The organism is Gordonia sp. 11cp (assembly GCF_057767225.1).
On the sequence record NZ_CM173437.1, the window covers coordinates 2,026,823 to 2,052,799 of the forward strand.

Here is a 25,977-nt window from a genome sequence, read left to right on the forward strand (position 1 = left end):
GGTAGACCTTGGGTCGTCTCGCCCCGGCCGGTGGCGGTGCGGGCGCGACCGCGTCTCCATCGGCTCGCCGGGGGGCGCCGACCGGCAGGTCAGGGCCAGTAAGGTGAACGCCATGTCCGACGCCGAGAAGCCAGACCGTTTGCCGATCCTGCTGCTCAACGGTCCCAATCTGAACACCCTCGGCACCCGGGAGCCCGCCGTCTACGGCTCGGACACCCTCGCCGACGTGGTCGATCTGGCCGAGCGCACCGCCGCCGAGCTCGGCTTCGGGGTGCGCGCCGCGCAGACCAACCACGAGGGCCAGATGCTCGACTGGATCCACGAATCGGTCGGCAAGATCAGCGGCATCGTCATCAACCCCGGCGGGTGGACACACACCTCGGTGGCGCTCGCCGACGCACTCGTCATTCCCGATGTCCCCGTGCTGGAGGTGCACATCAGCAATGTGCACCGACGTGAAGCGTTCCGGCATCACTCCTATGTGTCGCCGATCGCGGCCGGGGTGATCGTCGGTTACGGCATCCGCGGCTACGAGTTCGCGATTCGCCGGCTTGCCGAGCTCGTGGACTGACCACTGACCCCGGCGCCCCGTCGACTGGGCGCCTCTTTCCATCGACCGTGCGCCGTTTCTCGTCGACTGTGCGCCGTTTCTCGTTGACCGGGCGTCGTTCTTCGTCGACTGTGCGTTGTTTTCCGTCGACTGTGCGCGAATTGATCGCGGGCTAGCGGGGGCCGGCCGTTACGGGTCACGCGTCACACGCCCACCATCGATGGACAGGCCCTCACCCGGATGACGGGTGGATGTGTCCATCTGTGGTGGGTGTGGCGCCATGTCAGCTCCGAACCATTGCGCCGTGACGGCTTTAGTGCAACCATAGGGTTGCACTAAACAAATCCGCATCGAGGGAGCACTGATGAGTGAGAACACGGATACACACGACGTGACCGGTTCGGCGGCAGGCGAATTCGACCGAATCGAGCGCGAGATCGCGATCGACGCACCCGCCGAGCGGGTCTGGTCTCTGGTCAGCGAACCAGGGTGGTTCATCAACGACAAGGCGATCACCGATCACCGGATCGAACGCGACGGCGACCTGTCGACCATCCACGACCCGGTCCACGGCGCCTTCACGTTCCGCACCGTCGAACTCGACGAGCCGCGGTACGCGGCATTCCGCTGGCTGGCCGATGCCGGTGATCCGCAATCGGATTCGACGCTCGTCGAGTTCTGGATCACGCCATCGGATTCCGGTGTTCTCCTCAAGGTCGTGGAGTCCGGATTCGCGTCGCTGCCGGGAACCGATGCCGAGCGACGCGCTCGATTCGACGGCAACAACGAGGGTTGGACCATCGAACTCGAGCTGGCCCGAACGCATCTCGGCGGCGTGCATGCCTGACGTCGTCCCGGTGGAGGTCTTCGCCGCGCTCTCGGACGAGAGCCGCTGGCAGATCCTCACCAGGCTGGGTTCGGAACCCGCGTCCGCCTCTCGTCTCGCGGCCGAGCTGCCGATCAGCAGGCAGGCGATCGCGAAACACCTTCGCGTCCTCACCGAGGCGGGGCTGGTGACGTCGTCACGCGTCGGCCGCGAGATCCGCTACGAGACCGTGGGGGCGCAGCTGTCCCGGGTGGCGCATCGGCTCGACACGATCGGCCGTGGCTGGGATCGCCGACTCGCCGACATCAAACTCCGCGCCGAACAGGATTGAGTCAGTGGCGTGACGTGTGCGGAGCGCACCTCAGGGAGCGGAGGAGTTGAGCACGTCGTCGATCGCCCGCGCGGTATCGGCGGCGTGCGGCGCGCGGATCATCGAGATGTGGTCGCCCGTGACGTCGTGGAAGGTCACCTCCCCCGACGACATCCGCTGCCACAGGTCCGGGTCGTCGGGATTGGTGCGGGCGCGGATCACGCCGACGGGGCCGTCGTAATCCCGGGGCCGGTAGCGGCGGATCATCCGGGTGCCCAACCGGAAGAACACGACCCATTGCACGGGCGTCGGAAGCTGCACCATCCCCGCGGTGCGGACCAGGACCGCCAGGACGACCTCCTTCACCACCCGCTGGGGGAGTGGTTCTCTCGCGGGAGCGGGATCGTCCCCGGTGCGGTCGGGCAGAGCTGTGTCCTGGGTGTCACCACGCCGGGCACGCAGGCGATCGAGGATTCCGACCTTCTCGCCACGGACCCGGCGGGCCAGTGCCGGGTCGAACAGCGAGTCCAGGACGACGACGGGATCGCATCTCTCGCCCGCGTCGGTCAACCGTGCCGCGACCTCCATCGCGACGAAACCGCCCAGCGAGTAACCGCCGACCTGGTACGGCCCGTGCGGTTGTACCGATCGGATGTCGGCGATCGCCCGGCGTGCCGCGGCCCGAACGGAATGGTCGGCGCGGCCACGCTTTTCGACGCCACGTGACTGGATGGCGTAGACCGGCCGGTCGGTCTGCAGCGCGCGGACGACAGGGGTGAGGCTCGTCGCGAGGCTGCCGGCTCCGGCAACCAGGAAGATCGGTCGGCCGGTGCCCTTGCGCAACGGGATGAGGGTGGCACCCGACGCGTTCGCCGACCGTTCTCTCGCGGCGGACTCGATGCGCTGGGCGAACTGAGCGATCGTCGGCGCCTCGGCGAGCATCGCGGTGTTCACGTCCAGCTGGAGGTGATGCTGGACCTCGGCCAGCATCTTCGCCGCGGCCAGCGAGTCACCCCCGAGTTCGACGAAATCCTCGTTGCGGCCGATGGATTCGAGACCGAGGATCTGACACCAGAAGCGGTGTAGCGCCATCTCGGTCATTCCGCGGGGCGGTTCGTGGTCGGGACGGGCGGGCGGAGGTGGCAGTGCCGCCCGATCCACCTTGCCGCGTTCGTTGCGCGGGAGTTCGGTGAGGACGACGATGTCACGTGGGATCATCCACGGGGTCAACGTCTTCCCGAGTTCCTGCCGGATCTCGGCCGGCGACGGTGACCATTTTTCCGGGTCCACCGCGACGTGGGCGGTGAGTCGCGCCTCGTCCCGGTTGGCGGTGACGACCGCGTCGGTGGTCCACGCCAGGGCGCGGAGTGCGGCTTCGACCTCGAGCGGTTCGACGAGGTAGCCGCGGATCTTGATCGCGTCGTCACTGCGCCCGAGGAGCGCGAGCTCACCGGACTCGTCGAGTCGTCCCAGATCCCCGGTGCGGTAGCGTGTTCGGCCGTCGGGAAGCCCGCTGAAACGCGCTGCCGTCATCTTGGGATTCCGGTGGTAGCCGGACGAGATGTGGGCGGACTCGACGATGACCTCACCGGTGGTGCCGACGGGCAGGTCATTGCCGTCCGCGTCGACGATGCGGATGTGCTTGTCCGAGGCCGGAACACCCACCGGGATGGCTCCCGGCTCGACCTCACGGGTGGGCGGGAACAGGTTGAAGGCCAAGTTGCCGACCTCGGATGCGCCTGCCCAGCAACAGAACACCCCGGTCGCGAGGATCGTGTCGCGGGCCTGCTGTACATCGGCACGGTGGGCCGGCTCGCCACACGTGGACAGCAGACGCAGGGAGTCGACGGCGTCGGCGGCCGACAACTCGCCCAGCCACGATCGCAGCAACGACGGGGTGCAGTGCGCGGTGGTCGCCTGCTCTGCGACTAGCCAGTCCCGCAGGCCGGTCGTGGTACGGCGGCGAACATCCCAGAGCAGCATCGTCGAACCGTTGAGCAGGCTCATCGCGAGCGCATCCAGGCCGCCGCCGAAACTCAGGGGCAGCAGGACGACAGCACGGTCCTCGGGTCGCATGCCGAGGAAGCGACGACCGTCGCGGGCATGGTTGACCGGCATCTTCTGGGAGAGCACAACCCCTTTGGGGGTGCCGGTCGATCCTGAGGTGAACAACAGGACCGCCGGATCGTCCGGGCGGGGTGCAACGACGGCGTCCTGCGGACCAGGGTCGCCGGCATCGGCGGCGTTCAGGAGCTGCGCCCCGGAACGTTCCAGCACGACGTCGAGCCGGTCCGCCGGCAGGAACGGGTCGAGCAGCACGAGGGGGCGCCCCGACGACAGGACGGCGAGCATCGCGAGGACCGACTCGATGTCGGATTCGATCTCCACCGCGACGGGTCGGTCGGGATCGGTGGTGGCCACGATCCGGCGGGCGAGTTCGTCGACGCGGGTCGCCGCGTCCGCGAAGGTGATGGACCTCTCCGGGGTCTGAATGGCGATCGCGTCGCCCCGCACCGCGGCGACGGCTCGCCAGCGTGCTGCGGCGGTCTGCGCTGCGTCGACACCGGGAAGGTCGGACACACCCGCTCCATCGGTGGGGGTCTCACGGGCTGCGAGAGCGTCTTGGCTGTTCATGTCCTCAAACTTCCGCGGAGGCGGGAGACGTCGACGGTCATGGACGGGCCACGGGAACTCGAGCCCGGGCAACGGTGCCACGCCGCGCGGGACTCGGCCCCTCCTCCGGCCCCGTCAGCTTGCCAGGTAAAGCTACCCTTCGCGACGCTGCGGTGCGCGCTCGGAGCCGCCCGAGCGCGGTCGCAGGTGACCGGAAAGCTCGGATGTAACGTGTTCACTGATCGCCGGAGGGTCTGCAGGACGGACCCGTACGACGGCGATCGGGTTGTCGGATGCGCGCAAGGAGAGATCGACGATGCAGTATGACGAAGTAGTTATGGGGCGTCGCAGCATCCGCGGATTCACGCCCGATCCCGTCCCCCGAGAGCTGATCGAGGAGATCCTCACGCTCGCGATGCGGGCACCGTCGTCGATGAACACGCAGCCCTGGAACTTCCACGTGATCACCGGGGAACCCCTGGATCGCATCCGTGCGGGAAACACCGAACGTAATCTCGCCGGCGTGCCTCACTCACGAGAGTTCCGGACCGGCGCGGAGAAGTTCACGGGGACACATCGTGACCGCCAGGTCCAGGTTGCCAAGCAGCTGTTCGGCGCGATGGGCATCGCCCGCGAGGACACGGAGATGCGGCAGGACTGGGTGCTGCGGGGATTCCGTCAGTTCGATGCCCCGGTCTGCGTGATCGTGACCTACGACCGCATCCTGGACGGCAGCGACGACACGCCGTTCGACTGCGGTGCGGTCTCGACCGCCCTGGTCAACGCCGCCTGGTCCCGCGGTCTGGGCGCGGTGATCAACAGTCAGGGCATCATGCAGTCGCCGGTGGTCCGGGAACATGCCGGGATCCCGGACGATCAGGTGATCATGAAGAGCATCGCGCTGGGCTGGCCGGATGACACCTTCCCGGCGAACTCGGTGATCTCCGAGCGGAAGTCGGTCGAGGAGGCCGCCACCTTCGTGGGGTTCGGGCACTGACCTTTCCGGTCCCTCGAGTCGGCCCGTCGGCCGGCCGCAGTACTCAGCGCGGCAACCGGGTCATTCCGTAGACCCGCTCGACCCGCACTCGCAGGAGCCGCCTCTGTTCGCGCACCATCGCGGCCCGATAGTCGTCCCAGTCCGGGTGGTCCTCATTCCGAAACGCCCGGTACCAGTCGACCAGGAGGTCGACGGTCGGATCGTCCGGTGCCGCCGCGACCGGGCTCAGCGTGCCCGTCCCCTCGGCCACGGCGTATGCCGAGAAGAATCCGTCGCCGAGGACGTGGAGGCTGACCCGGGGATCGCGTTCGACGTTGCGCGATTTGGCCCGGGGCGCGGTGACCGAGATCAAGGCCGATGCCGTCTCCGGTTCCCACAGATGAATGACGTTGGATGACTGCGGTCGGCCGTCGCGCCGGAGCGTGATGAGGATGGACTCCTGGTGGTCGGCGACGATGCGCAGGAGATCGGGGTCGAGGTCATCTCGGGGAGAGTTCATGCGCATCGCAACGCCGTGCGCGCGGAAGTTCATACCCCCGAGCTCCGCGACGGCTCATATCGGCGCTGCCGGAATCAGCGCGACAGTGCCTCACGCGCGGCCGCGGCGACTCCGCCGCGATGGATCGGGCCGTGGCCCGGGAGCAGGATGTCGGCGTCGAGCTCGGTGAATCGCTCGACGCTGCGTCGCGCGGTCGGTTCGTCGTGCTGGAAGAGCGACGGGATGCACTGCGGACCGGTGATCGGCGAGATCTCGTGCCCGCTCACCAGCGCGTCACCGGACACCAGGGCACGGCCGTCGGCGACGAGGTAGGCGCTGTGTCCGTCGGTGTGACCGGGACTCGCGACGGGGACCGGCGCACCCGGGAGATCGAGCGGTCGCCGCTCATCGGTGGCGCCGCCGACGGGGAACCCCGACGCCTGCGCGAGGCCCGCACGACTGAGAACGCCGAGCGGTGTGGTCTTGGCCAGCCACGCCCACAGTCGCGGATTCGCGACCTGCGGGGCGAGATCGAGTGCATTGGCCTGCTGGAGGTGATGGCGCAGGGCGTGATCCACCTCGACGGGGTCCATGTAGACGTCGAACCCATACCGCGCTTGCAGCTTCACGAGGCCACCGAGGTGGTCGACGTGGGCGTGGGTGAGCAACGCACCGCGCACATCCTCGGGCTTGCGGCCGATCCGTTCGATCGATTCGACGACCTGACCGGCCTGGCCCGGGTAGCCACCGTCGATGAGCGTCAGTTCGCCGTCCTCTTCCAGGAGGATCCAGTTCACGACATCGGTGGAGACGAAATGCGTTGTCGACGAGTCGCCGTCGACCTGGGTGATCGTCATCGGACGCGAGGTGCGGAACGGTGGTCGCATCGCGGTCACTTCCGGACGACGAGGACGAACGGGCCGCGCTCGGTGACCTCGAAGCGCGGGTCGTCGAAGACCGCCGGATCGAAGGTGACCGTGTAGCGCTTCACGTTCGGGTCGTTGGGATAGACGTCCTCGGCGAGGCGGAGCGTGTAACCGTCTGCGCTGTACCGGAACAGAAAGACATTCGGCGGGGTCCACGGCGAGCGGTCGAGAGCATCGACGAGCTGGTCGGCGTTCTCGCTCTCCGCCCACTGCGCGATGGCGGTTGCGCGCTTGTCGAATTCGGCCAGTGGGTTCGCGTAGTGCGAGGTGAGTCCCTGGAAACCCCAGTAGGGGTAGATCGACAAGAAGCCGAAGTCGGCGGTGAGCACCACGTTGTCGGTGCGCGGCCTGCCGGTCTGCTCACCGATCAGCTTGTCCAGCTCCGCGAAATACGATTCGGCTCCCGCCGGGCGAGCATCCGCGCGTTCGCCGTACCCGTCGGTGTCGGTGTAGGCGGTGGTGATCTCGGTGGCCAGATGGCCCGGGATGCTCTGTGCCATCGCGATGGCCGAGAGGACGGCGAGCGCACCCACGACCACGCGAACGTCGCCGAATCGGCGCACCGCCCAGTGCGCGAGATCGACGACGCCGAAGACGCCGGCCGCGCTCAACGTGGCCACCAGGATGGGTTCGAGACGGAACGAGAGCAGGGTGGTTCCCAACGCGGTCATCAGCATCGACAGCAGGCAGAACACGTAGACCGTCAGCACGGTGACGCCCATCGCCAGGGCGACGGTGCGGGTGCGGAAGCGCAGCAGGATCCACAGGAGACCGATCATCGTGATGGCGCCGACGAGGTTCAGGCCGAACATCGGCAGCGGCAACACCGAACCGCGTTCGGGCAGATAGTGTTCAGCGGTCCCACCGCTGGCCGGGGTGTTGGTCAGGCGTGCCCACAGGTAGGGCGCCCAGACCAGCAGGGCGATAAGGCCGGAGATGACCGCGACGGCGACGAGGCGCCCGGTCACCGCGACCACGACACCACGCCGTCGGCTCCGGATGGCTGCCGACGACGTGGCCTTGTTCGACGCGCCCAGCCACCCCTGCACGGCGAAGTAGCCGGCCAGGAGGACGGCGGTCAGAGCGAACAGTCCGGTGTAGAGGGTGTAGGTCGCGGCCGAGATCCCCAGGAACACCCCGGACGCCGCCACCGCAGGCCAACTCGTCGTGCCGAAGAGCGGGCCCACCGGACCGTCGGCGGCTCGGGTTCGTCCGCGCAGGGCGTAGGTCAGTGTGATCAGCATCGGCACGCCGATCAGCACCAGGATCGCCGCGTAGGGCTCCGGCGAGGCGTACAGCAGTGTGACGGTCGTGACCGCGAGTCCAAGGGCGACACCGCGATCGGCGCCGAACATCCGGATGAACAGGATGACGCCGACGGCCGCCGCGACCGCCATCGACACGATCGCCCACGTCTTGTAGGCCTCCCAACCGGGCTGACCGAGCAGGTTGGCGAAGCGTCCACCCCACCAGAACCAACCGGCCGGGTAATACGGCGGCAGCTCGGTATAGGTCATGTCCGCCAGGTGGGGGCTCGACGTCATCCGCGTCAGGTACTCGGTGCGGAACTCCTGATCGACCGACAACCCGAAGAGGTAGAGACGTGTTGCGCCCAGCGGCATCCCGATGGTCACGGTGACGAACCCCGACATCGCGGCCGCGGACAGCACCGGCACCAGCAGGCGCCCCTTGCCGTACCGGTAGAGGAGCGCGGCCACGACCAGGATGGCGATGGCCAGCACCTGTCCGGCCGTCGTCAGCGACCGGGTGACGTTCGACGAGTTGAACGCCGGCCACTCGACGGTTCCGATGGCCGTCAGCCCCGCCATCGACACCGCGCCGCCGACCACCACGGCGATCACCAGGGACAGTGCTGCCCGCCCGTAGTCGGCGGTCGTCCCGGGCCGGCTCTGGTTGTCGTCGTCGGTTGTTGCTGTGGCGTCGGTGCGATCGGTGGTGGCGGGATGCGTCATCGGTCGACAGCGATCAGATCGGCAGCTTGCGGAAGATCGGCCGCGGGATGTGGCGGAGCACCATCATGATGTAGCGGAACGGTCCCGGCACCCAGACGATCTCCTTGCCCTTGGTGGCCGCGGCCACCGCCAGGCGACCCACATCCTCCTTGTCGACCGTGAGTGGCGCTTCCTTGACGTGCGCCGACAACCGGGTGCGCACCTGACCCGGACGGATGACGAGGACTCGAGCGCCGAAGGGGCGCAGTGCTTCTCCGAGTCCGAGGTAGAACCCGTCGAGTCCGGCCTTGGTGGACCCGTAGACGAAGTTGCTGCGACGGACACGCTCACCGGCGACCGAACTCATCGCGATGATCTGACCGTGACCCTGGGCCTTCATCTTCTCGCCGAGCAGCACACCGACGGAAACCGCGGCGGTGTAGTTGATCTCGGCTTCGGCGACGGCGAGGCCGTGGTCCTGCCAGGCCTGTTCGTCGTCGCCCTGGATGCCGAACGCGACGATCGCGACGTCGACGTCACCGTCGGCGAACGCCTTGTCGATGACCGCCCGGTGGGTGTCGGTGGCACGGGCGTCGAAGTCGATCTGGGTGACCTCGGTGGCGCCGGCGTCCTTGGCCTTCTGGACGGCGGCAGCGGCGGTGGGGTCACCCGGAAGGGTGGCGAGGATGACCCGCGCCGGGCCCTTGCTGAGGTATTCGGCGGTGATGGCGAGCCCGATCTCGGAGCTGCCTCCCAGGACCAGGATGGACTGTGGGACGCCCACGGCGTTGATCATGTGTGTACTCGCTTTCGGTGACGTACAGGTCGGTTGCGCATGAGCGCGTCGGAAACTGGGTGCGTCGAGAATGTCCGCCGCTCAGGCGAGTTCGAGTCGCCGGCCCATGTCCGACATGAACACCCGGTTGGGGTCGATGCGGCGACGGGTCGCGATCCAGTCGTCGATCTCCGGGTACATGGCGTGGAAGCTCTCGGCCGACGTACGCGAGTCCTTGGCGGTGTAGAGGCGACCGCCCATCGCCATGACGCGGCGGTCGAGGTCGTTGAGGAACTCGGCGAGACCGGCCTTGACGGGGAAGTCGAGGCAGACGTTCCAGCCCTTGAACGGGAAGCTCAGCGGTGCCCGGTTGCCCTCGCCGAAGAGTTTGATGACGTTGAGGAAGCTGACGTGGCCGGACGCCTGGATGTGCTCGATGAGTGCGGTGAACTCGCCCTCGTTACCGGTGGGCACGATGAACTGGTACTGGCAGAAGCCGCCCCCGCGTCCATAGGCGTTGTTCCAGTCACCGAACACGTCGAGCATGTGGTAGAACTGCGCGAGATTCTTGACCTTGCCCTCGCTGGGCGGTCCGATCCGGTAGTAGGCCTCGCCGACCGCGGAGAACGAGAGCTTGTTCGCGAGCCCGCGCGGGAAGATGTCCGGGAACCGGACCAGCGGCTTGTTGTTGAACGACAGCGGGTTGTCCCGGTACTTCTCCGGCAGCTCGTCGACACGGGCGAGGTTGCCTCGCGAGAAGGTGCCGCGGCCGAGCTTCGGCGGTCCGCTGATCGTGTCGAACCAGCCCGAGGCGTACTCGTACCCGTCCTCGAAGCCGTCCTGGAGGTGCAGGTCGAGGGTTTCCTGCAGGGAGCCGGTGCGGGCGGTGTCGGCGATGAAGTACGCGCTCTCGGTGCGCTTCATCTGGATCTTCGCGCGCAGCACGATGCCGGTCAGTCCGATGCCGCCGATGGTCGCCCAGAAGAGCTCGCCGGCCGGGTCATCGGCCGACCCGCCCGGCGTGAGGGTGAGGATCCGGCCGTCCGCGACGAGGAGCTGCATCTCGAGGACGTGGTTGCCGAAGCTGCCCTGGCTGTGGTGGTTCTTGCCGTGGATGTCGTGCGCGATCGCGCCGCCCACCGTCACCTGCCGGGTGCCCGGGAGCACCGGGACCCACAGGCCGTGCGGGAGTGCTGCCTGCATGAGCGTGTCCAGCGATACGCCGGCGTCGACGTCGACCGTGGCCGACTCGTCGTCGATCGCATAGATCCTGGTCAGCGGGGTCATGTCGATCGTGAGTCCGCCGCTGTTCTGGCCCGACTCGTTGTAGGAGCGTCCGAGCCCGCGGGCGATGACGCCGCGTTTGAGGTAATCCGGCTTGTCCGCGTTGTCGTCGGCCACCCGGGCGACCGCCTCGGCGATGACCTCGGGGTACGGCGTGGACAGGACGTGACCCTCGATCGGGGTGGTGCGAGACCAGCCCACCAGCTTGCGGGTCGTGATCGGCAGCAACTCTTCAGTAGACATCGCTAAAGAGGGTACCTGGGTGACCGACCTGCACGGACCGTCCGTCCCGAGCCGAGCTGCCGCTCCGTGGCCGCAGCGGCCCGGTGGATCCGTTCGACCGGTGGTCCCCTGACGAGGGTGACGTCGCCGTCTTGCGTCATGCCCACGTCGTCAGGGCCACGACGATCGCGGCCATCGCGATGACGTAGGTCACGGCCCACCAGAGGTCGCGGCCGGGTGTTGGTTGCGGCGGATGAGGGACGGTGGAGTGCTGGGTCATGTCTCGGGCGTGGACGAGTTCGTGTCGGGCGGGGTGCGTGGTGCTGGGTGTGATCTCACGAGGCCGGAGCGGCTCGGTGAACTCGAGCTCGGCCGGCGAGGGGCCTGGTCGATTGCCCGGCCGGGGGGCGTGCGCGCGCGATGTCGGATGCCGTCATCACCTGTGTCCACCACTTTTGGAGCGGGCTCGGGTCGGGCCAGATGATCGTCTCGTCTGCAGTGGGCACGGGGAGCTCCTTTCGGTGAGAGGTGTGTCTGCGTGTGCACAATGCGACTGATTCATGGATAGCACCGCCGGCGGGCGGTTCGCCACCTGTTGCCGGCTGGTTGTTCTGCCGAGACATGGTGCGCCAGTCCAGCACTCGGAGATGGGGTGCGGAGGACGGTCGCAGAGGTCGGTGCGGGGTTGCTCGCGGTGTCCAGGTGTCAGAGCGGTCGTCGGTTCGGCCGCCGGGGTCCATGCCATCGTCGAACGAACCATTGACTGATGGCACTATCCGTGGTGGCATGCATCACAGGGTTGAATCCCGGCGTACGACGAGGAGTCCGAATGGAAGCAGCACTCAACGATGTGACCCGCCCCGATGATGGGGTCGATGAGGTCGCTGCGCGCCTCCTGGCGTCCGCGGCGCGGCTGTCGCGTAACGCGATGACCGAGATCGACTGGGACGGGCCGCTCGATCCGGAGAAGTACGGCTGCAGTCCGGAATGGTCGACGCTCTATGGAACCGCGTACTGGGAAGAGATGACCGAGCAGCAGCGGATTCGCCTCACCCGCCACGAGACCGCGTCGATCATGAGCATCGGTATCTGGTTCGAGATGATGCTGCAGGAAATGGTGATCCGCGACCAGTACCTCGGTGACTATCACCGCCCGGAGTTCCAGTTCGCCCTGACCGAGGTCGCCGATGAATGCCGGCACTCGATCATGTTCGCGAAGACCTCACACAAGCTGACGGGTACCAGTTACACGCCGCACCCACGTCTGGGTCGTTTCGGCAAGCTGTTCATGCGGGTGGCCGGCGGTGAGATCGCTTACGCCGGAATCCTTGCCGCCGAGGAGGTCCTGGACGTGTTGCAACGCGGGTGCATGCGCGACGACCGGGTGCTGCCGCTCGTGCGCACCGTCAACGAGATCCATGTTCTCGAAGAGTCGCGGCACATGCGGTTCGCCCGCGAGGAGGTCCGGCACTCCATGCGTGAGGCGAGTTGGATTCGGCGGCAGCTCAGTTCGGTGATCACCGCGATGGCGGTGTCGTACATCCTCGTGAGTCTCGTCCGCCCGCAGGCCTATGCCGACGCCGGATTGGACCATCGTCGCGCCGTCGGCGAGATGCGCCGCAACCACCATTTCCAGTCGATGGTGCGTTCTGGTTGTGCACATCTGATGGGCTTTCTCGACGACGTCGGTCTGCTCACCCGGCCCGCTGCGCGGATCTATCGCAAGGTCCACATGCTCTGACGGCTCGGCGTCGGTGGGCCCGTCGCTCAGGAATCCTGTTGCGGGGGAGTGATGATCGCGGCATTGACCAGTGAGAGCAGGTCCTCGATTCCGGTGCCGTCGGGCAGCTGGTCGGCGAAGTCGGTCTCCAGCGAGGCCAGGCCGTGCGCCATGGCGAAGGTCGCGATGGCGATGAGGTTCCCCGGCACTCCGCCGCCCCATCCGTCGTCTGCGGCGTCGGAAACCGTGCTCGTGTGCAGTTCCCACGCCCGCGCCCGGGCCGCGACCAGCTCAGCGGCCTTGTTGTCCACCAGGCGGGACCCCATCATCAGCGCGGCCGTGGCGCGGTTGTCACGCGCGAACCGGACATAGACCTGCCCGAGCGTGGCAACAGCCTCGCCCAGTGGCGCATCGTCGGACAGTCCCCCGAGAGCGCGGGTGTGTTCCGCATGGAGGCTGTCGAATCCGCGTACCGCGACCGCGGTGAACAGTGCCCGACGATCTGCGAAGTGGTGAGCAACCGACTGATGGGTGATCCCCACCCGGCGGGCGATGGCGCGCAGGCTCGCCTTCTCCGGACCCGCCTCGTCGAGTTCGGCGACGGCCGCGACGAGCAGCGCCTCCCGGACCTCGGGTGTGGTCCGGCGTCGGATCGGGCAAGCCGGCTTCTGCATGCTCGCGATTATGGCCTACGTCGCCGGCCGATTTCGCGGAGCTGACTTCGGTGGCGCTCGGACTACGTCATCTCGCTGTCAGCGGGAATGCTCCCGAACGACATGCTGAGCTGCGTCGAGAAGGCGGGCCACCGCCTCGTCGTTGCTCGGTAGCTCGGAGTCGACGTCAGCTTCGAGCACGGTGACCGCGGCAACGGTCAAGATGAGCGCCGGATCTACCAGGATCTCGTTCGGCCTCGGGACCGGCGGACGCCATCGGCGCCACCAGGGCGGTAGAACGATTCGCACCGGGAGCTTGCCGGTGCCGTCTCCATCCCCGTCGAAATCTGCCTCTCTGATCTGCGAGACCCAACGTTCAACAGTTCGTTCCAGTCCGGAGTCGTCGCCGCCCGTCGCCGAGGCGACGGAGACCGCGTCCAGCAGCTTTCCGACGATGGTGGCGCCCTCCAGCGCCACCAGGCCGTCGAACCATGGCTGGGGCGTCGGCCCAGTGATCCACGGATCCGGCACCGGTCCCCTCGGCCAGGGGGGTGGACCAGGCCAAGGCCGTGGCCACGGTATGGGAACCGGCGGCGGTGGAATGCGCGGTATGACGGGGCGCGCCACTACGTCAGGGTCGATCCAGTTGTCCCACCACGCTGGCAACTCGAGAACTTGATGGTGTCGGATGATGGTTTCCGCCGCCAGGGCGTAGCGGTCCCACAATTCGTCATCTCGTGCCGTCAATGCTCGGGCGGTAGTTGCTCGCATTTAGCGATCCTTTGATCGGCGTTGGTATTCAGGAAATCGATCATTCTTGTTCCGCTAACAATTATGAGTCAAGCAGGCGAGAACTTGAATCAACTATTCCGAACGTATGAAAACATTGTGACCTGCTGTGGGAACACCGTGCGAAATGGTATTTTACGGAGTATTTCTTAGTTAGGGGAGTTATCTAATCTGCTGAACCTCCACCTATGGCGGACAGGCGAATCGGCAATCATATGCACGAGCAGGCTGGCCGAAGTCTGGTTCAGAGGCAAGCGTGGGTCCCGTGCGGTACCTCAACCGCGACTACTGCACTCACGTCGGCCTCGTCGCCGAGCCCAGTCGGGTTCGCAGCCGGGCGTCACCTCCGGCGAGAACGGCGCTGCCCACGATCATCAGAACGCTGGGCGTTCGTCTGAAACGAATACACCGCGCTGGATGTTGGTTCATGAACAATTGCGACCAGCGGGTCCTCGCACGATTCGAAGAAAACGAGATAGTAGCGGCAGGAGGCGCCGACCCGTTCCGGAGTCATGGGGTGCTGCAATGTATGCCGGGTTTCGGCGGGTGCTCTGCTGGGCACGCGGCGGACAAGACCCCACGACAGGAGCGCCGCAGATGAGCCACCAGCCACCGAAGGATGTCCAGGAAGCAGCCCAGCGCGCGGTCCGGTGGATCGACGACGGCAAGGCGGGCAAGGGGTTCACCGACACCGGCCGCCATCGGGCTCACCAGCTGGCCGAGGGCAAGGATGTCGACGACGACCAGATCCGCAAGATGCGCAACTACTTCTCCCGCCATGAGGTGGACCGGGACACCACCGGGTTCAAGAACGGCGAGGACGGCTTCCCGACGGCCGGACGCGTCGCCTGGGATGCCTGGGGTGGCGACCCCGGACGTCGGTGGGCGAATTCGCAGAAGATCGAGGGGGATTGAGCGATACGGCAGTGCACCCTGGTCTGGTCAGCCGAACAAACCGTCTAGATGGCTGAGCACGTTCCCGAGGTGTGCATCCAAACGTGTCAGGAGGTCGATGCGCTCGCTGTCCCGGTTTCGCCAGTGACGGAGCTCCGCAACGAACACGGCATGACATGCGGCGGCAACCACCATCGGAACGTAGTGGTCCACATGGTCGCCGGCCCGGTTCGCCACAAACGACTCGATCGGCAACCTCCATTGCTCCCAACGTGCCTGCGCGCCCGCGTGGAGATCCGGAGTGGTGTCCAACAGCTGAAAGCGCTCCAACCACACGTCGCTGCTGAAAACGGCAAGGCGCGTCGATTCGAGGACAGCGGTACGGACGGAGCCGAGCACGTCGTCCGCGTCTGCCGACGCTTCCAGGACATCGGCCAGTCGCTCGATCGTCGCGTCGAACTCGAGCCAGATCACCCCCGATTTCGACCCGAAGTAGCGGAAGAATGTCGTACGCCCGATGCCTGCAGCAGCGGCGATGTCCTCGACGCTGACGTTCTCGTAGCCACGGTCGATCATCAATGCGACCGCTGCTTGCTCCACATCTTCTTTCGACGCCGCCGGTGGGCGTCCCGGTGGGCGTCTTCGGGTCTCCATTGCTCCAACTTATGCGGTCACCGCTCGATTCTTCGCTCCGGCGCTGGGCTCCGGCGTATTGTGGTACTCGGTACCACTACTTGCGTCGACCGACCACTCGAGATGTCACCCAGGTCGTTGCAACGCGGGACCCGGCATCGCGTCCGCGATGCATCCGAGCGATGAAGGAGTGTTGGAAATGGGAAAGTTGGATGGCAAGGTCGCCATCATCACCGGGGCTGCACAGGGCATGGGGGCCGCTCATGTACGGCGGTTCGTTGCCGAGGGTGCCAAGGTCGTTTTCACCGACATCAACGATGACGGTGGCCGCAAGCTCGCGGCTGAACTCGGTGACGGCGCGCACTTCATCAAGCATGACGTCACCTCGCTCGACGAGTGGCGCGCGGTCGTCGCCGAGGCGGAGGACACGTTCGGTCCGGTGGACATCCTGGTGAACAATGCGGGCATCTTGGGGCCCATCGAGGACGTCGTCGAGATCGACCCGGATGAGTATCTGAAAGTCATTGCTGTGAATCAGCATTCGCAGGTGTGGGGCATGAAGACCGTGATCCCGTCGATGCGCAAGGCGGGCGGCGGTGCCATCGTCAACATCTCTTCCACTGCCGGCATGGTCTCGATCGTCGGCGCGCCCAACATCGGCTACGTGGGCAGCAAGTTCGCCTCCCGTGGCATGACGAAGCAGGTTGCCGTCCAGTTCGGGCCGGAACAGATCCGCGTCAACTCGGTGCATCCGGGATACATCAAGACGCCGATGATGGAGGCTGCCACCGACGCCGAAGGCGGCGGTATCGCTGCTACCGTTCCCATTCGTCGAATGGCCGAACCCGACGAGGTCTCCAGCCTAGTGTTGTTTCTCGCTTCTGACGACTCCTCGTACATCAGCGGCATGGAGCATGTCATCGACGGCGGATTGACTGCCTCCTGACCTGTTCGATCTGTGACGCGGCGCCGGCTCTCTCGAGAGGGTTCGGCGCCGCCGCTGGTTTCGAGGCCCCTGCATGGGCGCCCGATCTCGCCAGACCTTGCCAATGATCGATGTCACATATAGAGTCCCTGCCACTGGCAGGCTGAGTGGTGCGTCGACCTGGAAACCAGCAGGTCGACGCACTCGACGCCTGATGTCGATGGGGGTCCGATGATGAAGTCCGGTGGGCGCGGTGTCGCGTGGTGGATTGTTCTGGTGGTCGTCGCGGTGATGGCGGTGTCGGCGTTCTACGTGGGCAAACTGCGGTTGAGCGTGATCCCCGACCGGGCGATCGGGCATTCGCCGCCCGCGCCGCAGGCCGGCGTCGTGCGGGACAAGTCGATCGAGTACGTGGTGACCGGGCCGGAGGGGTCGTCCGCGCGGGTGTCCTACATCGAGCCCGGGGGCCGCGTCGTCGAGGACAAGGTGACGGTTCCGTGGCGTGTGGTGCTCCGGACGCGGGAACTGACGACGTCTGCCGGCGTCCTGACCCAGTCCTCTGGTCGCGGCGAGGTGTCATGTGCGGTGCGGGTCAACGGATTCGAGCGCGTACGTCAGGACGGTTCGGGCGCCGATGGCAGCACGGTCGCCAACTGTCTGGTCCCGGTGGCCTAGGTGCGCGGGACGACGGGGGAGCGACAGATGGCCACGACGCGCGAGCGGATCACCGAACTGCGGAAGGGGCTCGCCGCAGAGGTGAGGCGTCCCGCTCGGTTCGACGTGATGCGTGACCACGGTCCGGGACGTCCGCGCCTCGCCCGTTTCCTGTACGCCTGTTCCCTACCGGTCATCGTCGTCTGGCTCGTCGTCGCGGGCGGTCTCAACATCGTTGTGCCTCAACTGGAGTCAACGGTCACCGAACACGCGCAGTCGTTCCTGCCGGACGAGGCGTCGTCGGTGCAGGCGCTGGTCAAGATGGGGGAGTACTTCGGCGGCGGGGGCAGCAACAACTTCGTCTACGTCCTGATGGAGGGCGACGACCCCTTGGGGCCGGAAGCTCGCACGTACTACAACGAGTTGCTGACGACGCTCACCGCTGACACCGAACACGTCAACTCCGCGATGGACCTCTGGTCGAACCCGGACCTCGCTCCGGCGGCCCAGAGTGCTGACGGCCACGTCGCCTACGTCCTGGTGAACCTCGCCGGAAACATGGGCACCGCGCTGGCCATGGAGTCGACCCAGTCCGCACGCGACACCATCGCCGCGACAACGCCTCCAGTCGGAATCGACGTACACATCACCGGGCCGTCCGCGGTGGTCAACGACGAGATGGTCGCGATCAACGACTCCATCATCCTGCTGGTCTCGGTGTGCGCGTTGCTGGTCGGCGCCGTGTTGCTGCTGGTCTACCGATCCGTCGTCACCGCCTTGGTCCCGCTGCTCGGGGTGGGACTGGCGCTGGCCGTGGCCCGCGCCACCATTTCGTTCTTGGCCGAGAACGAGGTCATCAAGGTCTCGATCTTCGCCGCGGCGCTGTCGGCGGTGATCGTCCTCGGCGCCGGCACCAACTACGGGATCTTCCTCGTCGGCCGGTATCAGGAAGCGAGACGCAAGGGACGCGACCGTGAAGACGCGTACTACGACGCGCTGGCGGGGGTCCAGCACATCGTCGTGGCGTCGGCGCTGACGGTCGCCGGTGCGATGGCCTGCCTGGTCGCGACGCGCCTTGCCATGTTCAGCACGTCGGGATTGCCGTGCACCATAGCCATTCTCATCACGCTCGCAGCGGCGCTGACCCTGGGACCCGCGGTTCTGGCGGTGGCCACGCGACTGGGTTTCGTGGAGCCACGGGAGTCGGCGTCACCGCGACGGTGGCGTCGGATCGGCACCACCGTTGCGCGCTGGCCGGGCCCGGTCCTCGCGGCCGCACTCGCCGTTCTCGCGGTGATGATCATCCCGCTCTCGATCTACGCGCCGAGCTACAACGAACGCCGCGCCCAGCCGGCGGATTCGCCCGCGAACGTGGGATTCGCTGCCGCAGATCGGCATCTGCCGCCGAACATCATGGCGCCGAGCGTCCTGATCGTCGAATCCGACCACGACATGCGCAATTCGGCGGATCTGATCGCCCTCGCGCAGCTGACCGATGCCGTCGCCTCGATCGACGGTGTGAGCGCGGTCCAGGGGATCACCCGCCCGCTCGGCCAGACCCTCGATCAAGGCACCCTCACCTCCCAGGCGGGGTACGTCGGCAACAGGTTCGGCCAGATGACGTCGCTTCTGCGGGATCGCATCACCGACCTCGACGCGATCGGTGCGACGATCGACGATCTCGACACCGCCATCGACGGAGTCGACGCGGCGCTGCGGCAAGGGGCGGCCGGTGCGGGGGCGTTGTCCGACGCCACCACGCAATTGCAGCGGACGAGCGAGTCGACGCTGGCGAAGGTCGACGACCTGACGGCCGGGATCGCCCCGGTGCGCGGGATCGTGAACTCGATCCCGCAGTGCCAGGATGTCGCCGCCTGCCGCACCGCGCTGACCGGTCTCTCGGTCCTCGATGACGTTCCCGCCCTGAGAGATTCCGTCCGCGACCTCGCCGGCGGCACCCGTTCGCTGAGCGCAGCGCTGCCCACCGCCGCGCGGCAGATCCCCATTCTGCGCGCCACGGTCACGCAGCTCCGTGAACTCATCGGCCCGCTGCGGACCACCCTGGGTGCACTGCTCCCGCAGGTCGGCGAGATCACCGACTTCCTCGACGAGGTGAGCGACGCGTACTCGGCGGGCAGTCCCGCCGCCGGTGGATTCTTCCTGCCCAGCCAGGCATTGGAGAGCCCGCTCTTCCAGAGCGGCATCCCGTACTACTTCTCCGACGACGGCAAGGCGACACGGATGATCGTCACCCCGCAGCGCGAGGGCTTCAGCCGCGACGCGATGGACGTCAGCGCGGAGGTGATACCCACCTCGTTGGCGGCGATCAAGAACACGTCGCTGGCCGGAGCCACGGTCAGCATCGGCGGACCGGGCGGCACGCTCCTCAACATCGAGTCGTTCGCCCACGAGGACTTCATCGCGATCGTCGTCGCCGCCTTCGCATTCGTGTTCTGCGTGGTCCTGTTCCTGCTGCGCAGCCTCGTGGCCGCACTCGCGGTGATCGGAACCGTCGGGCTCTCCTACCTGTCCGCGATGGGGGTGTCGGTGTTCCTGTGGCAGGGACTCATCGGCAATCCGCTGCACTGGTCGGTCGCGCCCATCGCGTTCACCTTCCTGGTGGCCGTGGGTGCCGACTACAACATGTTGCTGGTCAGCCGCTTTCGAGAAGAGTACGGCGCCGGCGGTGGCACCGGACTGATACGTGCCATGGTCGGAACGGGAAGTGTTGTCACGCAAGCAGGTCTGACGTTCGGGATCACGATGCTGGCGATGCTCGCCAGCTACGCGCACAACGTCGCGCAGATCGGCACGACCGTCGCCATCGGACTCCTCATCGACACGCTCATCGTCCGAACCCTGGTCATGCCGGCGATCGCGCGGCTGTCCGGCCGGTGGTTCTGGTGGCCGACGCCGTTCGTGTCGCTGGCCCCGCGACGCTCGATTGGGAACGAAAGCGTCGCGGAAGGGATTCCTCCAGTCGCGCAACGGGTCTGACGAAGTGCGCCTTCGCAGAGATGACGGCCTACGTCAGCGAACACGGGATCGGTCGACAGGCCCGGTGACGGAAACGTCGTTGGACGCGTGACTCGGCGTGCAGCGACGGGTTTCACTGTCCCCGTCGACGGGCACGCGGTGGGCACAGGCCTGACGACAGGACCGAGGAGGGTCAGTGAAGATCACGGTGTTGGGCGCGCCGAGCAGTGCTGGTGCCTACTGTGTGGGCGTAGAGCGAGCGCCCGCTGCGTTGCGAGATGCTGGTCTCGTCGAGCAGTTGGCGGCCACCGGCGCGGAGGTCGTCGATGCGGGGGATCTGACAACCCGGTTGTGGTTTCCCGACCGCGAGAGTCCGTTCGCGCAGAACCTGAGCGACGAGACGGATGCACTGATCGAGCTCTCCGCAGCTGCGGCCGACCTGCTCGCAGCCGGGCAGCGTCTGCTCGTGCTCGGCGGAAGCTGCACGGTTGCGGTCGGGATGTGCGCCGCGATGGCATTGTGCGGGGAGCGCCCCCGCATCGTCTACGTGGACCGGCATCTCGATCTCAATACGCCACGCTCGACAGCGGAGGGTTCGCTGAGCTGGATGGGTATGGCGCACGCGTTGGCCCTCGAGGGGGCTGCGCCCGAATTGGTCGGCCTCACGAATCGCACGCCGATACTGCACCCGTCGGACCTGGCCTATCTCGGGGTGGATGTGACTCGGGAGACAACCGAGTGGGAACGCGAACAGGCCACTGCGCTGGGACTTGCGATCGTCGATCAGACGAGGCTCTGCGACGACCCTGAAGACGCGGCCCGCGGCGCGCGAAGCATGCTCGCCCCCGGACCGTTCGTGGTGCACCTCGACGTCGACGTGCTCGATTTCCTGGACGCGCCGATCGCCGAGAACGTGAACGGACGGAACAGTGGACCGACGATTGCGGTCCTCGAACAGGCCCTGGTCACGCTCCTGCGAGACCCTGATTGTCTGGGGATGTCGATCGGGCAGCTGGACCCCGCGCACGCGTCAGCGGATCACACCGCGGTACCCCGGCTCGTTGCGGCGCTCGTGTCGGCACTGACCTTCACCTAGGCAGCCCCGGCGCACGAGAACGTCAGCCGATCAGACCGAGACCACCTCGGTCCTGACCTCAGGGACGAGGGGAAACACCTGCTGCGCAATGCGTTCGAGTTCGTCGTGGGCGGGTGAACACTGGATCAGCAGGAGTGTGAGGCCGGCGTCCTGGTAGGCGCGGATCTTCTCGGCCACCACCTCGGGGGTGCCCACCAGTTCCGGGCGGAGGCCGCGGGTTCCGACCGAGTACTCGCGCTTGGTGAGCTCGACGTCGAGCTCGGAGTTGCGCGCGAACTCTTCGAATGACGCGTATCCCGGTGACCGAGGATCGATGGTGGTGATGCGGTCGAGTTCGGCCCGTGCCTCCGCCTCGGTGTCGCGAACGATCACATAGGCCGACATCCCGAACTCGGCCATGTCGCGCTGGTGGATTCGCTGCGATCGGTCGTTCATGTCGGCGATCTTGGCGCGGACCTCGTCGACGGTACCGCCGTGTAGCACATAGGAATCCGCGAACGTCGCAATCGACTCGCGGCCGCCCTCGCTCTCCCCGCCGGCGAAGATCGGCGGCTGGGCGACGGGTTTCGGCGACAGGATCGAGTCGTGGACCGAGAAGTGTTCACCCGCATAGGAGAACGGAGTGTGATTCCACAGTCCACGCAGGATGTCGACGAACTCTTGTGCCTGCCGGTAACGCTCGTCATGCCGGGTGAAAGCGCCACCATACTGCTTGGCCTCCTCCTCCCACCACGCCGCGACGACGTTGAGGGCGAAGCGTGCCGGATCCGACGATGCACCACCTGCGATGTCGGTGATGGTCGCGGACTCCTTCGCGGTGACGGCCGGGAGGTGGAATCCGGCCCGCACCGCCGTCATCACCCGAAGGCGCTCGGTGACGGCGAGGATCGCCGACGACAACGACCACGCTTCGAGGCTGGGCGCGTGAATACCCTTCCGGTCGTTGAGATACAGCTCGGGGACGAGCGTCGTGTGATAGCCGAGACGATCCGCGAGCTGTGACAGTCGCTTCACGTAGTCCCACGTGGCGGGCATGGCCTCGTCGCCGACGTTGCGCAGGAAGCCGCCATAGATCGGAGTCCAGTAACCGAAATGCATGTCAGTCCTTCGTGATCGTGTCGAGAGATGAGCGCAGATCGTCGACCAGGTTGTCGGGACTCTCCAGCCCTATCGACAGTCGAATCGTGCTTCTGCTGAACCCGGCCGACGCCAGGCGCTCGTCGTCGAAGTGGCTGTGGGTGGTGGTGGCCGGGTGCACCACCAGCGAGCGGACGTCGCCGATGTTCGCGACGATCGAGAACACCTGCAGCGAATTGATGAACTTCTCCACTTCGCGCTCGTCGCCGACGAGGTCGAAGGAGAACACCGACCCGGCGCCTCGGGGCAGATAACGTTGCGCAGCAGCGTGCCACGGGTTGCCGGCAAGGCCCGGGTGGTGGACCTGAGTGACCGCGGGGTGTGAATCGAGGAACCGCGCGACGGTCAGTGCCGTCGACACCTGCCTCTCGAGGCGGAGGTCCAGCGTCTCTACACCCTGCAGGAGCTGGAAGGAGTTGAACGGCGAGAGGGCGGGTCCGAGGTCGTGGACGAGTTTCGTCTTCGCGTAGACGAGGAGTGCGCTGCGGTCGCGTCCGAACGTGTCCCACAGAACGAGGTCACCGATCCGCGGATAGGGTTCGGTGAACTGCGGCCACCGCTGCGGTTCCGCCCCGAAGTCGAAAGTCCCGAGGTCGACCACCACTCCCCCGAGTGAGGTCCCGTGGCCCCCGATGAACTTGGTCGCCGAATACACGGCGATGTCGGCGCCGAACTCTTTGGGGCGAAGAAGATATGGAGTAGCGATGGTGTTGTCGACCACGAACGGCACCCCGACCTCATGGGCGATCCGCGCCACGGCGTCGACGTCCAGCACCGAAGCCACCGGGTTGCCGATGGTCTCGGCGAAGAAGGCTCGGGTCTCCGGCCGGGCGGCGTCGCGCCACCCGTCGAGGTCGTCCTGGTCGACGAGGGTCACCTCGATGCCGAAGTCCGCGAAGGTGTCGGTGAGGAGATCGACGGTGCCGCCGTACAACTGACGCGCGGCGACGATGTGCTCACCCGTCTTGGCGAGCGTGAGCAGGGCCACCGCCACCGCCGACTGCCCGGACGCGGTCGCCAGCGCCGCAACCCCTCCGTCGAGATCGGCGATGCGCTGTTCGAAGACCGTTTGGGTCGGGTTGCCGGTGCGGCTGTACAGGTTTCCCGTCCGACGCAGCGAGAAGATGTCGCGTGCCTGGGCGAAGTCACCGAAGTCGTAGGCGACCGACTGGTAGATCGGCGGGATCACCGTGTTCTGTGCGGTACCCGGCGTGTATCCCGAGCGAACCTGGCGGGTCGCGAACCCTGGGGACTGGGGCATGAGTGTGCTCGATCCTTCTCTACGTCGCTGTGGGGATTGTTCGAAACAAAACACTGAATGTTCGACGAACACACCAGTTCTGCTCGGCGTGATCCATATTGTTGTTCGCTCGCCCCCGCATCGGTCAGGGTTGCGTCATCAGCAGTCCGAGATCGACCGGAACGAGGGACACACCGTGAGTACCGAGTGGCTGGAACCCGACGCCAACGCACGAGGTTCGGTGGTGGTCATCGCCGGACGTGGTGAGCACGCCGACGTGTATGGGCGGTTCGCGCGGCGGATCGCTTTCGATGGGTACCGCGTCACGGTCGTGGAGAATGCCCGTGAGTCCGTGGCCCGCGCGCTCTCGTCTTCGCAGATCCCGGGCCCCCTGGTCGTCGTCGGATCAGACAGTGGCGCGGTGACTGCGCTCGACATCGCGCCCGAGTATCCGGCTGTCACCGGGATCGTCCTGGCAGGGCTACTCGTCGACGGTCCGCCGGCCCTCCCGAGCGAGTGGGACGCGGAGCTCGACGCGCGGTCCGCGTGTCCGGTCCATCGTGGCGTACTGGGGAAACCCGATGCGATAGACCGAGGGGCGCTGCAGGAGGCGACGTCCGTCGCGACCCCCGAGTCGCTCGCGCGCGTGACGTCCCCGGTGCTGCTCGTGCACGGCGACGCCGACACGGTGAGCCCGGTCGACCCGGTGCTCGCGGCCTCGACCGCGCTGCCCGACGTACGTCTCACGCTGGTCCGCGGTGGTCGCCACGACATCCTCAACGACGTGACCCACCGCAGCGTCGCCGCGGAGATCGTCCAGTTCCTCGAGCGATTGCGCGAACCCGGAGGCCAGGACCTGCTCCGTCGTGAGCCCGTCCGGACCCTCGCCTCGTAGTCGCGAAGTCAGGACCGAGTCCGCGGACAGCGGTGAGGGGAGAAGTGGAGTGACGGTAGTCACCGACTCGGAGATCGTCGACCCGTCATGGCTGTTGGCGCGGGTGGCCGACCGCCGTGGTGAATTGGCGGATGCGGTCGCTGATCTCGTTCACTCGGGCGAACTCCCCCCGGGGTCCAGACTGCCGACCGTCCGTACGTTGGCGAAGGTCAGTGACCTCAGCGTCGGTTCGATCTTGCAGGCGTGGGGGAAACTCCAGGAACAGGGGATCGTTCAGACCCGGCGTCGTGGTGGCACCGTGGTACTCCCTCCGGAGGACAGCGTTCCCGAGCGGGGACTTCGCGAGTGGCGCGGCGTCGACCTCGCTCAGAATGCCCCGGACCTGGCACTGCAGCCGTCCTTGTCCGACGCGCTGGTCGCGAGTCTCGGCGCCGAGACCCTGAATGTATTCGGCCGCGAGATCATGACCGAACGTCTGCGAGCCGCGGCGTCGCCGACCTGGCCCTTCGAGCCGCAGGCCTGGGCCACCGCCGGCGGCGGCACCGAGGCGCTGTTACTCGCGATCGAGGCCGCGGCGCCCGCCGGATCCACCATCGCCGTGGACGAACCACTCGGACCGGGAGTGCTGGACACGATCCGTGACCTGGGCCTGAACGCAATCGGCATCGGTACCGACGCGCACGGGCCTCGTGCGGACGAACTCGACGCCGCACTTCGGGCGGGAGCATCCGCCTTCGTGTTCCAGCCAGGTGCCCCGTTCGGCGTCGACCACGTCGTCACAGATGAGCGGGCCGGCGAGCTCGCGCGGGTCCTGGAGCGTCATCCTGCTGTCTGGATCATCGAGGACGATTCGATCGGGCCGCTGGAATCAGAACCGCTCCCGTCTCTCGGTGGCGTGTTCCCGGACCGGGTCGTCCGAATTCGGAGCTACTGCAAGGCTTATGGCATCGACGTCCGAACCTCGGTGCTCGGAGGTTCGCGGCACCTGATCGACGCCGCGATGAAGAAGCGCAGTCACGGCGTAGGGTCCAACAGCAGGATCTTGCAGAACACGCTGGCCTATCTGATCGCGAGTGAGGACGCCGAGCGAGCCGTCGCCCGAGCGCGCGAGCGATACGCGTCCCGGCGTGCACAACTGCTGGCCGCGCTGCGCGAGCGGGGCATCGAGGCCTTCGCGGGACCGCGGAGTCTGGTGGTGTGGGTGCCTGTGGAGGACGAGACGGCAGGGCTCGTTGCTCTTGCCCGGCAGGGGATCTCGGTCGGTTCCGGATCCCGGTCGTTCGTCGATGTCCGCGACCGCCACATGCTGCGCATCTCGGCGACCCAGTTACCCGACGACGCCGAGAGTATCCGGCAACTCGCGGACCTCGTGGCGGTGGCCATCACAGAGTCGTCGCGGGAGTTCTTCGATTGACACTGTTTTGTTCGGTCA

Annotated in this window: 24 protein-coding genes; 12 read left to right on the plus strand and 12 right to left on the minus strand. The window is 66.8% G+C overall.

Going from position 1 to position 25,977, the window contains the following annotated elements; genetic code table 11:
* Nucleotides 1-112: 112 nt before the first annotated feature.
* The 3 genes from aroQ (at nucleotide 113) to AC3B6C_RS08905 (ending at nucleotide 1,707) form a co-directional block, all read left to right on the plus strand.
* The gene (aroQ, locus tag AC3B6C_RS08895; protein WP_010843189.1) at nucleotides 113-571 is read left to right on the plus strand and encodes a type II 3-dehydroquinate dehydratase; all 459 of its coding nucleotides are present in this window, start codon (nucleotides 113-115) and stop codon (nucleotides 569-571) included.
* Between the two features lie 343 nt (nucleotides 572-914).
* On the plus strand, nucleotides 915-1,397 hold the full coding sequence (locus tag AC3B6C_RS08900; RefSeq protein ID WP_014924986.1) for an SRPBCC domain-containing protein: 483 nt from the start codon (nucleotides 915-917) through the stop codon (nucleotides 1,395-1,397).
* Nucleotides 1,390-1,707: an ArsR/SmtB family transcription factor gene (locus tag AC3B6C_RS08905; protein WP_488375728.1), complete on the plus strand. Its 318-nt coding sequence runs from the start codon at nucleotides 1,390-1,392 to the stop codon at nucleotides 1,705-1,707. Before AC3B6C_RS08900 ends, AC3B6C_RS08905 begins: the two co-directional genes overlap by 8 nt.
* A 30-nt stretch (nucleotides 1,708-1,737) precedes the next feature.
* On the opposite strand, the gene AC3B6C_RS08910 is transcribed toward AC3B6C_RS08905, so the two are convergent.
* A complete protein-coding gene (locus tag AC3B6C_RS08910; RefSeq protein ID WP_488375729.1) occupies nucleotides 1,738-4,320 on the minus strand; it encodes an alpha/beta fold hydrolase in 2,583 nt (860 codons plus the stop codon).
* Between the two features lie 295 nt (nucleotides 4,321-4,615).
* Here AC3B6C_RS08910 and AC3B6C_RS08915 point away from each other — a divergent pair, with 295 nt between their 5' ends.
* On the plus strand, nucleotides 4,616-5,296 hold the full coding sequence (locus AC3B6C_RS08915) for a nitroreductase (RefSeq protein WP_488375730.1): 681 nt from the start codon (nucleotides 4,616-4,618) through the stop codon (nucleotides 5,294-5,296).
* A gap of 43 nt (nucleotides 5,297-5,339) precedes the next feature.
* Here the strand turns inward: AC3B6C_RS08915 and AC3B6C_RS08920 are convergent, their stop codons facing one another.
* From AC3B6C_RS08920 to AC3B6C_RS08945, 6 genes are all read right to left on the minus strand, one after another.
* Complete coding sequence (locus AC3B6C_RS08920; protein WP_044507507.1) at nucleotides 5,340-5,795, minus strand: TIGR03618 family F420-dependent PPOX class oxidoreductase; 456 nt, start codon at nucleotides 5,793-5,795, stop codon at nucleotides 5,340-5,342.
* A gap of 74 nt (nucleotides 5,796-5,869) precedes the next feature.
* Nucleotides 5,870-6,661, minus strand: coding sequence for an MBL fold metallo-hydrolase (locus AC3B6C_RS08925; RefSeq protein ID WP_488375731.1), 792 nt, complete (start codon nucleotides 6,659-6,661; stop codon nucleotides 5,870-5,872).
* 5 nt (nucleotides 6,662-6,666) lie between these two features.
* On the minus strand, nucleotides 6,667-8,673 hold the full coding sequence (locus tag AC3B6C_RS08930) for a galactan 5-O-arabinofuranosyltransferase (protein WP_488375732.1): 2,007 nt from the start codon (nucleotides 8,671-8,673) through the stop codon (nucleotides 6,667-6,669).
* Between the two features lie 13 nt (nucleotides 8,674-8,686).
* The gene (dprE2, locus tag AC3B6C_RS08935; RefSeq protein ID WP_010843197.1) at nucleotides 8,687-9,448 is read right to left on the minus strand and encodes a decaprenylphospho-beta-D-erythro-pentofuranosid-2-ulose 2-reductase; all 762 of its coding nucleotides are present in this window, start codon (nucleotides 9,446-9,448) and stop codon (nucleotides 8,687-8,689) included.
* 81 nt (nucleotides 9,449-9,529) lie between these two features.
* A complete protein-coding gene (dprE1, locus tag AC3B6C_RS08940; protein ID WP_488375733.1) occupies nucleotides 9,530-10,954 on the minus strand; it encodes a decaprenylphosphoryl-beta-D-ribose oxidase in 1,425 nt (474 codons plus the stop codon).
* Between the two features lie 136 nt (nucleotides 10,955-11,090).
* Nucleotides 11,091-11,213, minus strand: a complete 123-nt coding sequence (locus AC3B6C_RS08945) for a hypothetical protein (protein ID WP_269432852.1) — start codon at nucleotides 11,211-11,213, stop codon at nucleotides 11,091-11,093.
* Between the two features lie 549 nt (nucleotides 11,214-11,762).
* On the opposite strand from AC3B6C_RS08945, the gene AC3B6C_RS08950 reads away from it, so the two are divergent.
* Complete coding sequence (locus AC3B6C_RS08950; RefSeq protein ID WP_488375734.1) at nucleotides 11,763-12,674, plus strand: AurF N-oxygenase family protein; 912 nt, start codon at nucleotides 11,763-11,765, stop codon at nucleotides 12,672-12,674.
* Between the two features lie 26 nt (nucleotides 12,675-12,700).
* On the opposite strand, the gene AC3B6C_RS08955 is transcribed toward AC3B6C_RS08950, so the two are convergent.
* Both AC3B6C_RS08955 and AC3B6C_RS08960 read right to left on the minus strand, forming a co-directional pair.
* Nucleotides 12,701-13,327, minus strand: coding sequence for a TetR/AcrR family transcriptional regulator (locus AC3B6C_RS08955; protein WP_488375735.1), 627 nt, complete (start codon nucleotides 13,325-13,327; stop codon nucleotides 12,701-12,703).
* Between the two features lie 78 nt (nucleotides 13,328-13,405).
* Nucleotides 13,406-13,837, minus strand: a complete 432-nt coding sequence (locus AC3B6C_RS08960) for a hypothetical protein (RefSeq protein WP_488375736.1) — start codon at nucleotides 13,835-13,837, stop codon at nucleotides 13,406-13,408.
* 855 nt (nucleotides 13,838-14,692) lie between these two features.
* Between AC3B6C_RS08960 and AC3B6C_RS08965 the strand changes: the two genes are divergently transcribed.
* The gene (locus tag AC3B6C_RS08965) at nucleotides 14,693-15,010 is read left to right on the plus strand and encodes a hypothetical protein (RefSeq protein ID WP_488375737.1); all 318 of its coding nucleotides are present in this window, start codon (nucleotides 14,693-14,695) and stop codon (nucleotides 15,008-15,010) included.
* A 27-nt stretch (nucleotides 15,011-15,037) separates the two neighbouring features.
* On the opposite strand, the gene AC3B6C_RS08970 is transcribed toward AC3B6C_RS08965, so the two are convergent.
* Complete coding sequence (locus AC3B6C_RS08970; RefSeq protein WP_014924997.1) at nucleotides 15,038-15,643, minus strand: acyl-CoA-like ligand-binding transcription factor; 606 nt, start codon at nucleotides 15,641-15,643, stop codon at nucleotides 15,038-15,040.
* 178 nt (nucleotides 15,644-15,821) lie between these two features.
* Here AC3B6C_RS08970 and AC3B6C_RS08975 point away from each other — a divergent pair, with 178 nt between their 5' ends.
* The 4 genes from AC3B6C_RS08975 to AC3B6C_RS08990 all read left to right on the plus strand — a co-directional run bounded on the left by AC3B6C_RS08975 (nucleotide 15,822) and on the right by AC3B6C_RS08990 (nucleotide 21,273).
* Nucleotides 15,822-16,568: a glucose 1-dehydrogenase gene (locus AC3B6C_RS08975; protein ID WP_010843208.1), complete on the plus strand. Its 747-nt coding sequence runs from the start codon at nucleotides 15,822-15,824 to the stop codon at nucleotides 16,566-16,568.
* Nucleotides 16,569-16,778: 210 nt separating this feature from the next.
* Entirely contained in the window at nucleotides 16,779-17,222 is a 444-nt protein-coding gene (locus tag AC3B6C_RS08980) for an MmpS family transport accessory protein (protein WP_488375738.1), read from the plus strand.
* A 108-nt stretch (nucleotides 17,223-17,330) separates the two neighbouring features.
* Nucleotides 17,331-20,198, plus strand: a complete 2,868-nt coding sequence (locus tag AC3B6C_RS08985; protein ID WP_488376239.1) for an MMPL/RND family transporter — start codon at nucleotides 17,331-17,333, stop codon at nucleotides 20,196-20,198.
* Nucleotides 20,199-20,373: 175 nt separating this feature from the next.
* Nucleotides 20,374-21,273, plus strand: coding sequence for an arginase family protein (locus AC3B6C_RS08990; RefSeq protein ID WP_488375739.1), 900 nt, complete (start codon nucleotides 20,374-20,376; stop codon nucleotides 21,271-21,273).
* 30 nt (nucleotides 21,274-21,303) lie between these two features.
* On the opposite strand, the gene AC3B6C_RS08995 is transcribed toward AC3B6C_RS08990, so the two are convergent.
* The gene (locus AC3B6C_RS08995) at nucleotides 21,304-22,371 is read right to left on the minus strand and encodes an LLM class flavin-dependent oxidoreductase (RefSeq protein WP_014925002.1); all 1,068 of its coding nucleotides are present in this window, start codon (nucleotides 22,369-22,371) and stop codon (nucleotides 21,304-21,306) included.
* Nucleotide 22,372: 1 nt separating this feature from the next.
* Nucleotides 22,373-23,671 carry an O-acetylhomoserine aminocarboxypropyltransferase/cysteine synthase family protein gene (locus tag AC3B6C_RS09000; RefSeq protein ID WP_488375740.1) on the minus strand — a complete coding sequence of 433 codons (1,299 nt, stop codon included), beginning with the start codon at nucleotides 23,669-23,671 and terminating at the stop codon, nucleotides 22,373-22,375.
* Nucleotides 23,672-23,846: 175 nt separating this feature from the next.
* Between AC3B6C_RS09000 and AC3B6C_RS09005 the strand changes: the two genes are divergently transcribed.
* Nucleotides 23,847-24,545 (plus strand): alpha/beta hydrolase, encoded by a 699-nt coding sequence (locus AC3B6C_RS09005; RefSeq protein WP_014925004.1) that lies wholly within the window; start codon nucleotides 23,847-23,849, stop codon nucleotides 24,543-24,545.
* Nucleotides 24,546-24,594: 49 nt separating this feature from the next.
* A complete protein-coding gene (locus AC3B6C_RS09010; RefSeq protein WP_488375742.1) occupies nucleotides 24,595-25,959 on the plus strand; it encodes an aminotransferase class I/II-fold pyridoxal phosphate-dependent enzyme in 1,365 nt (454 codons plus the stop codon).
* Nucleotides 25,960-25,977 lie beyond the last annotated feature (18 nt).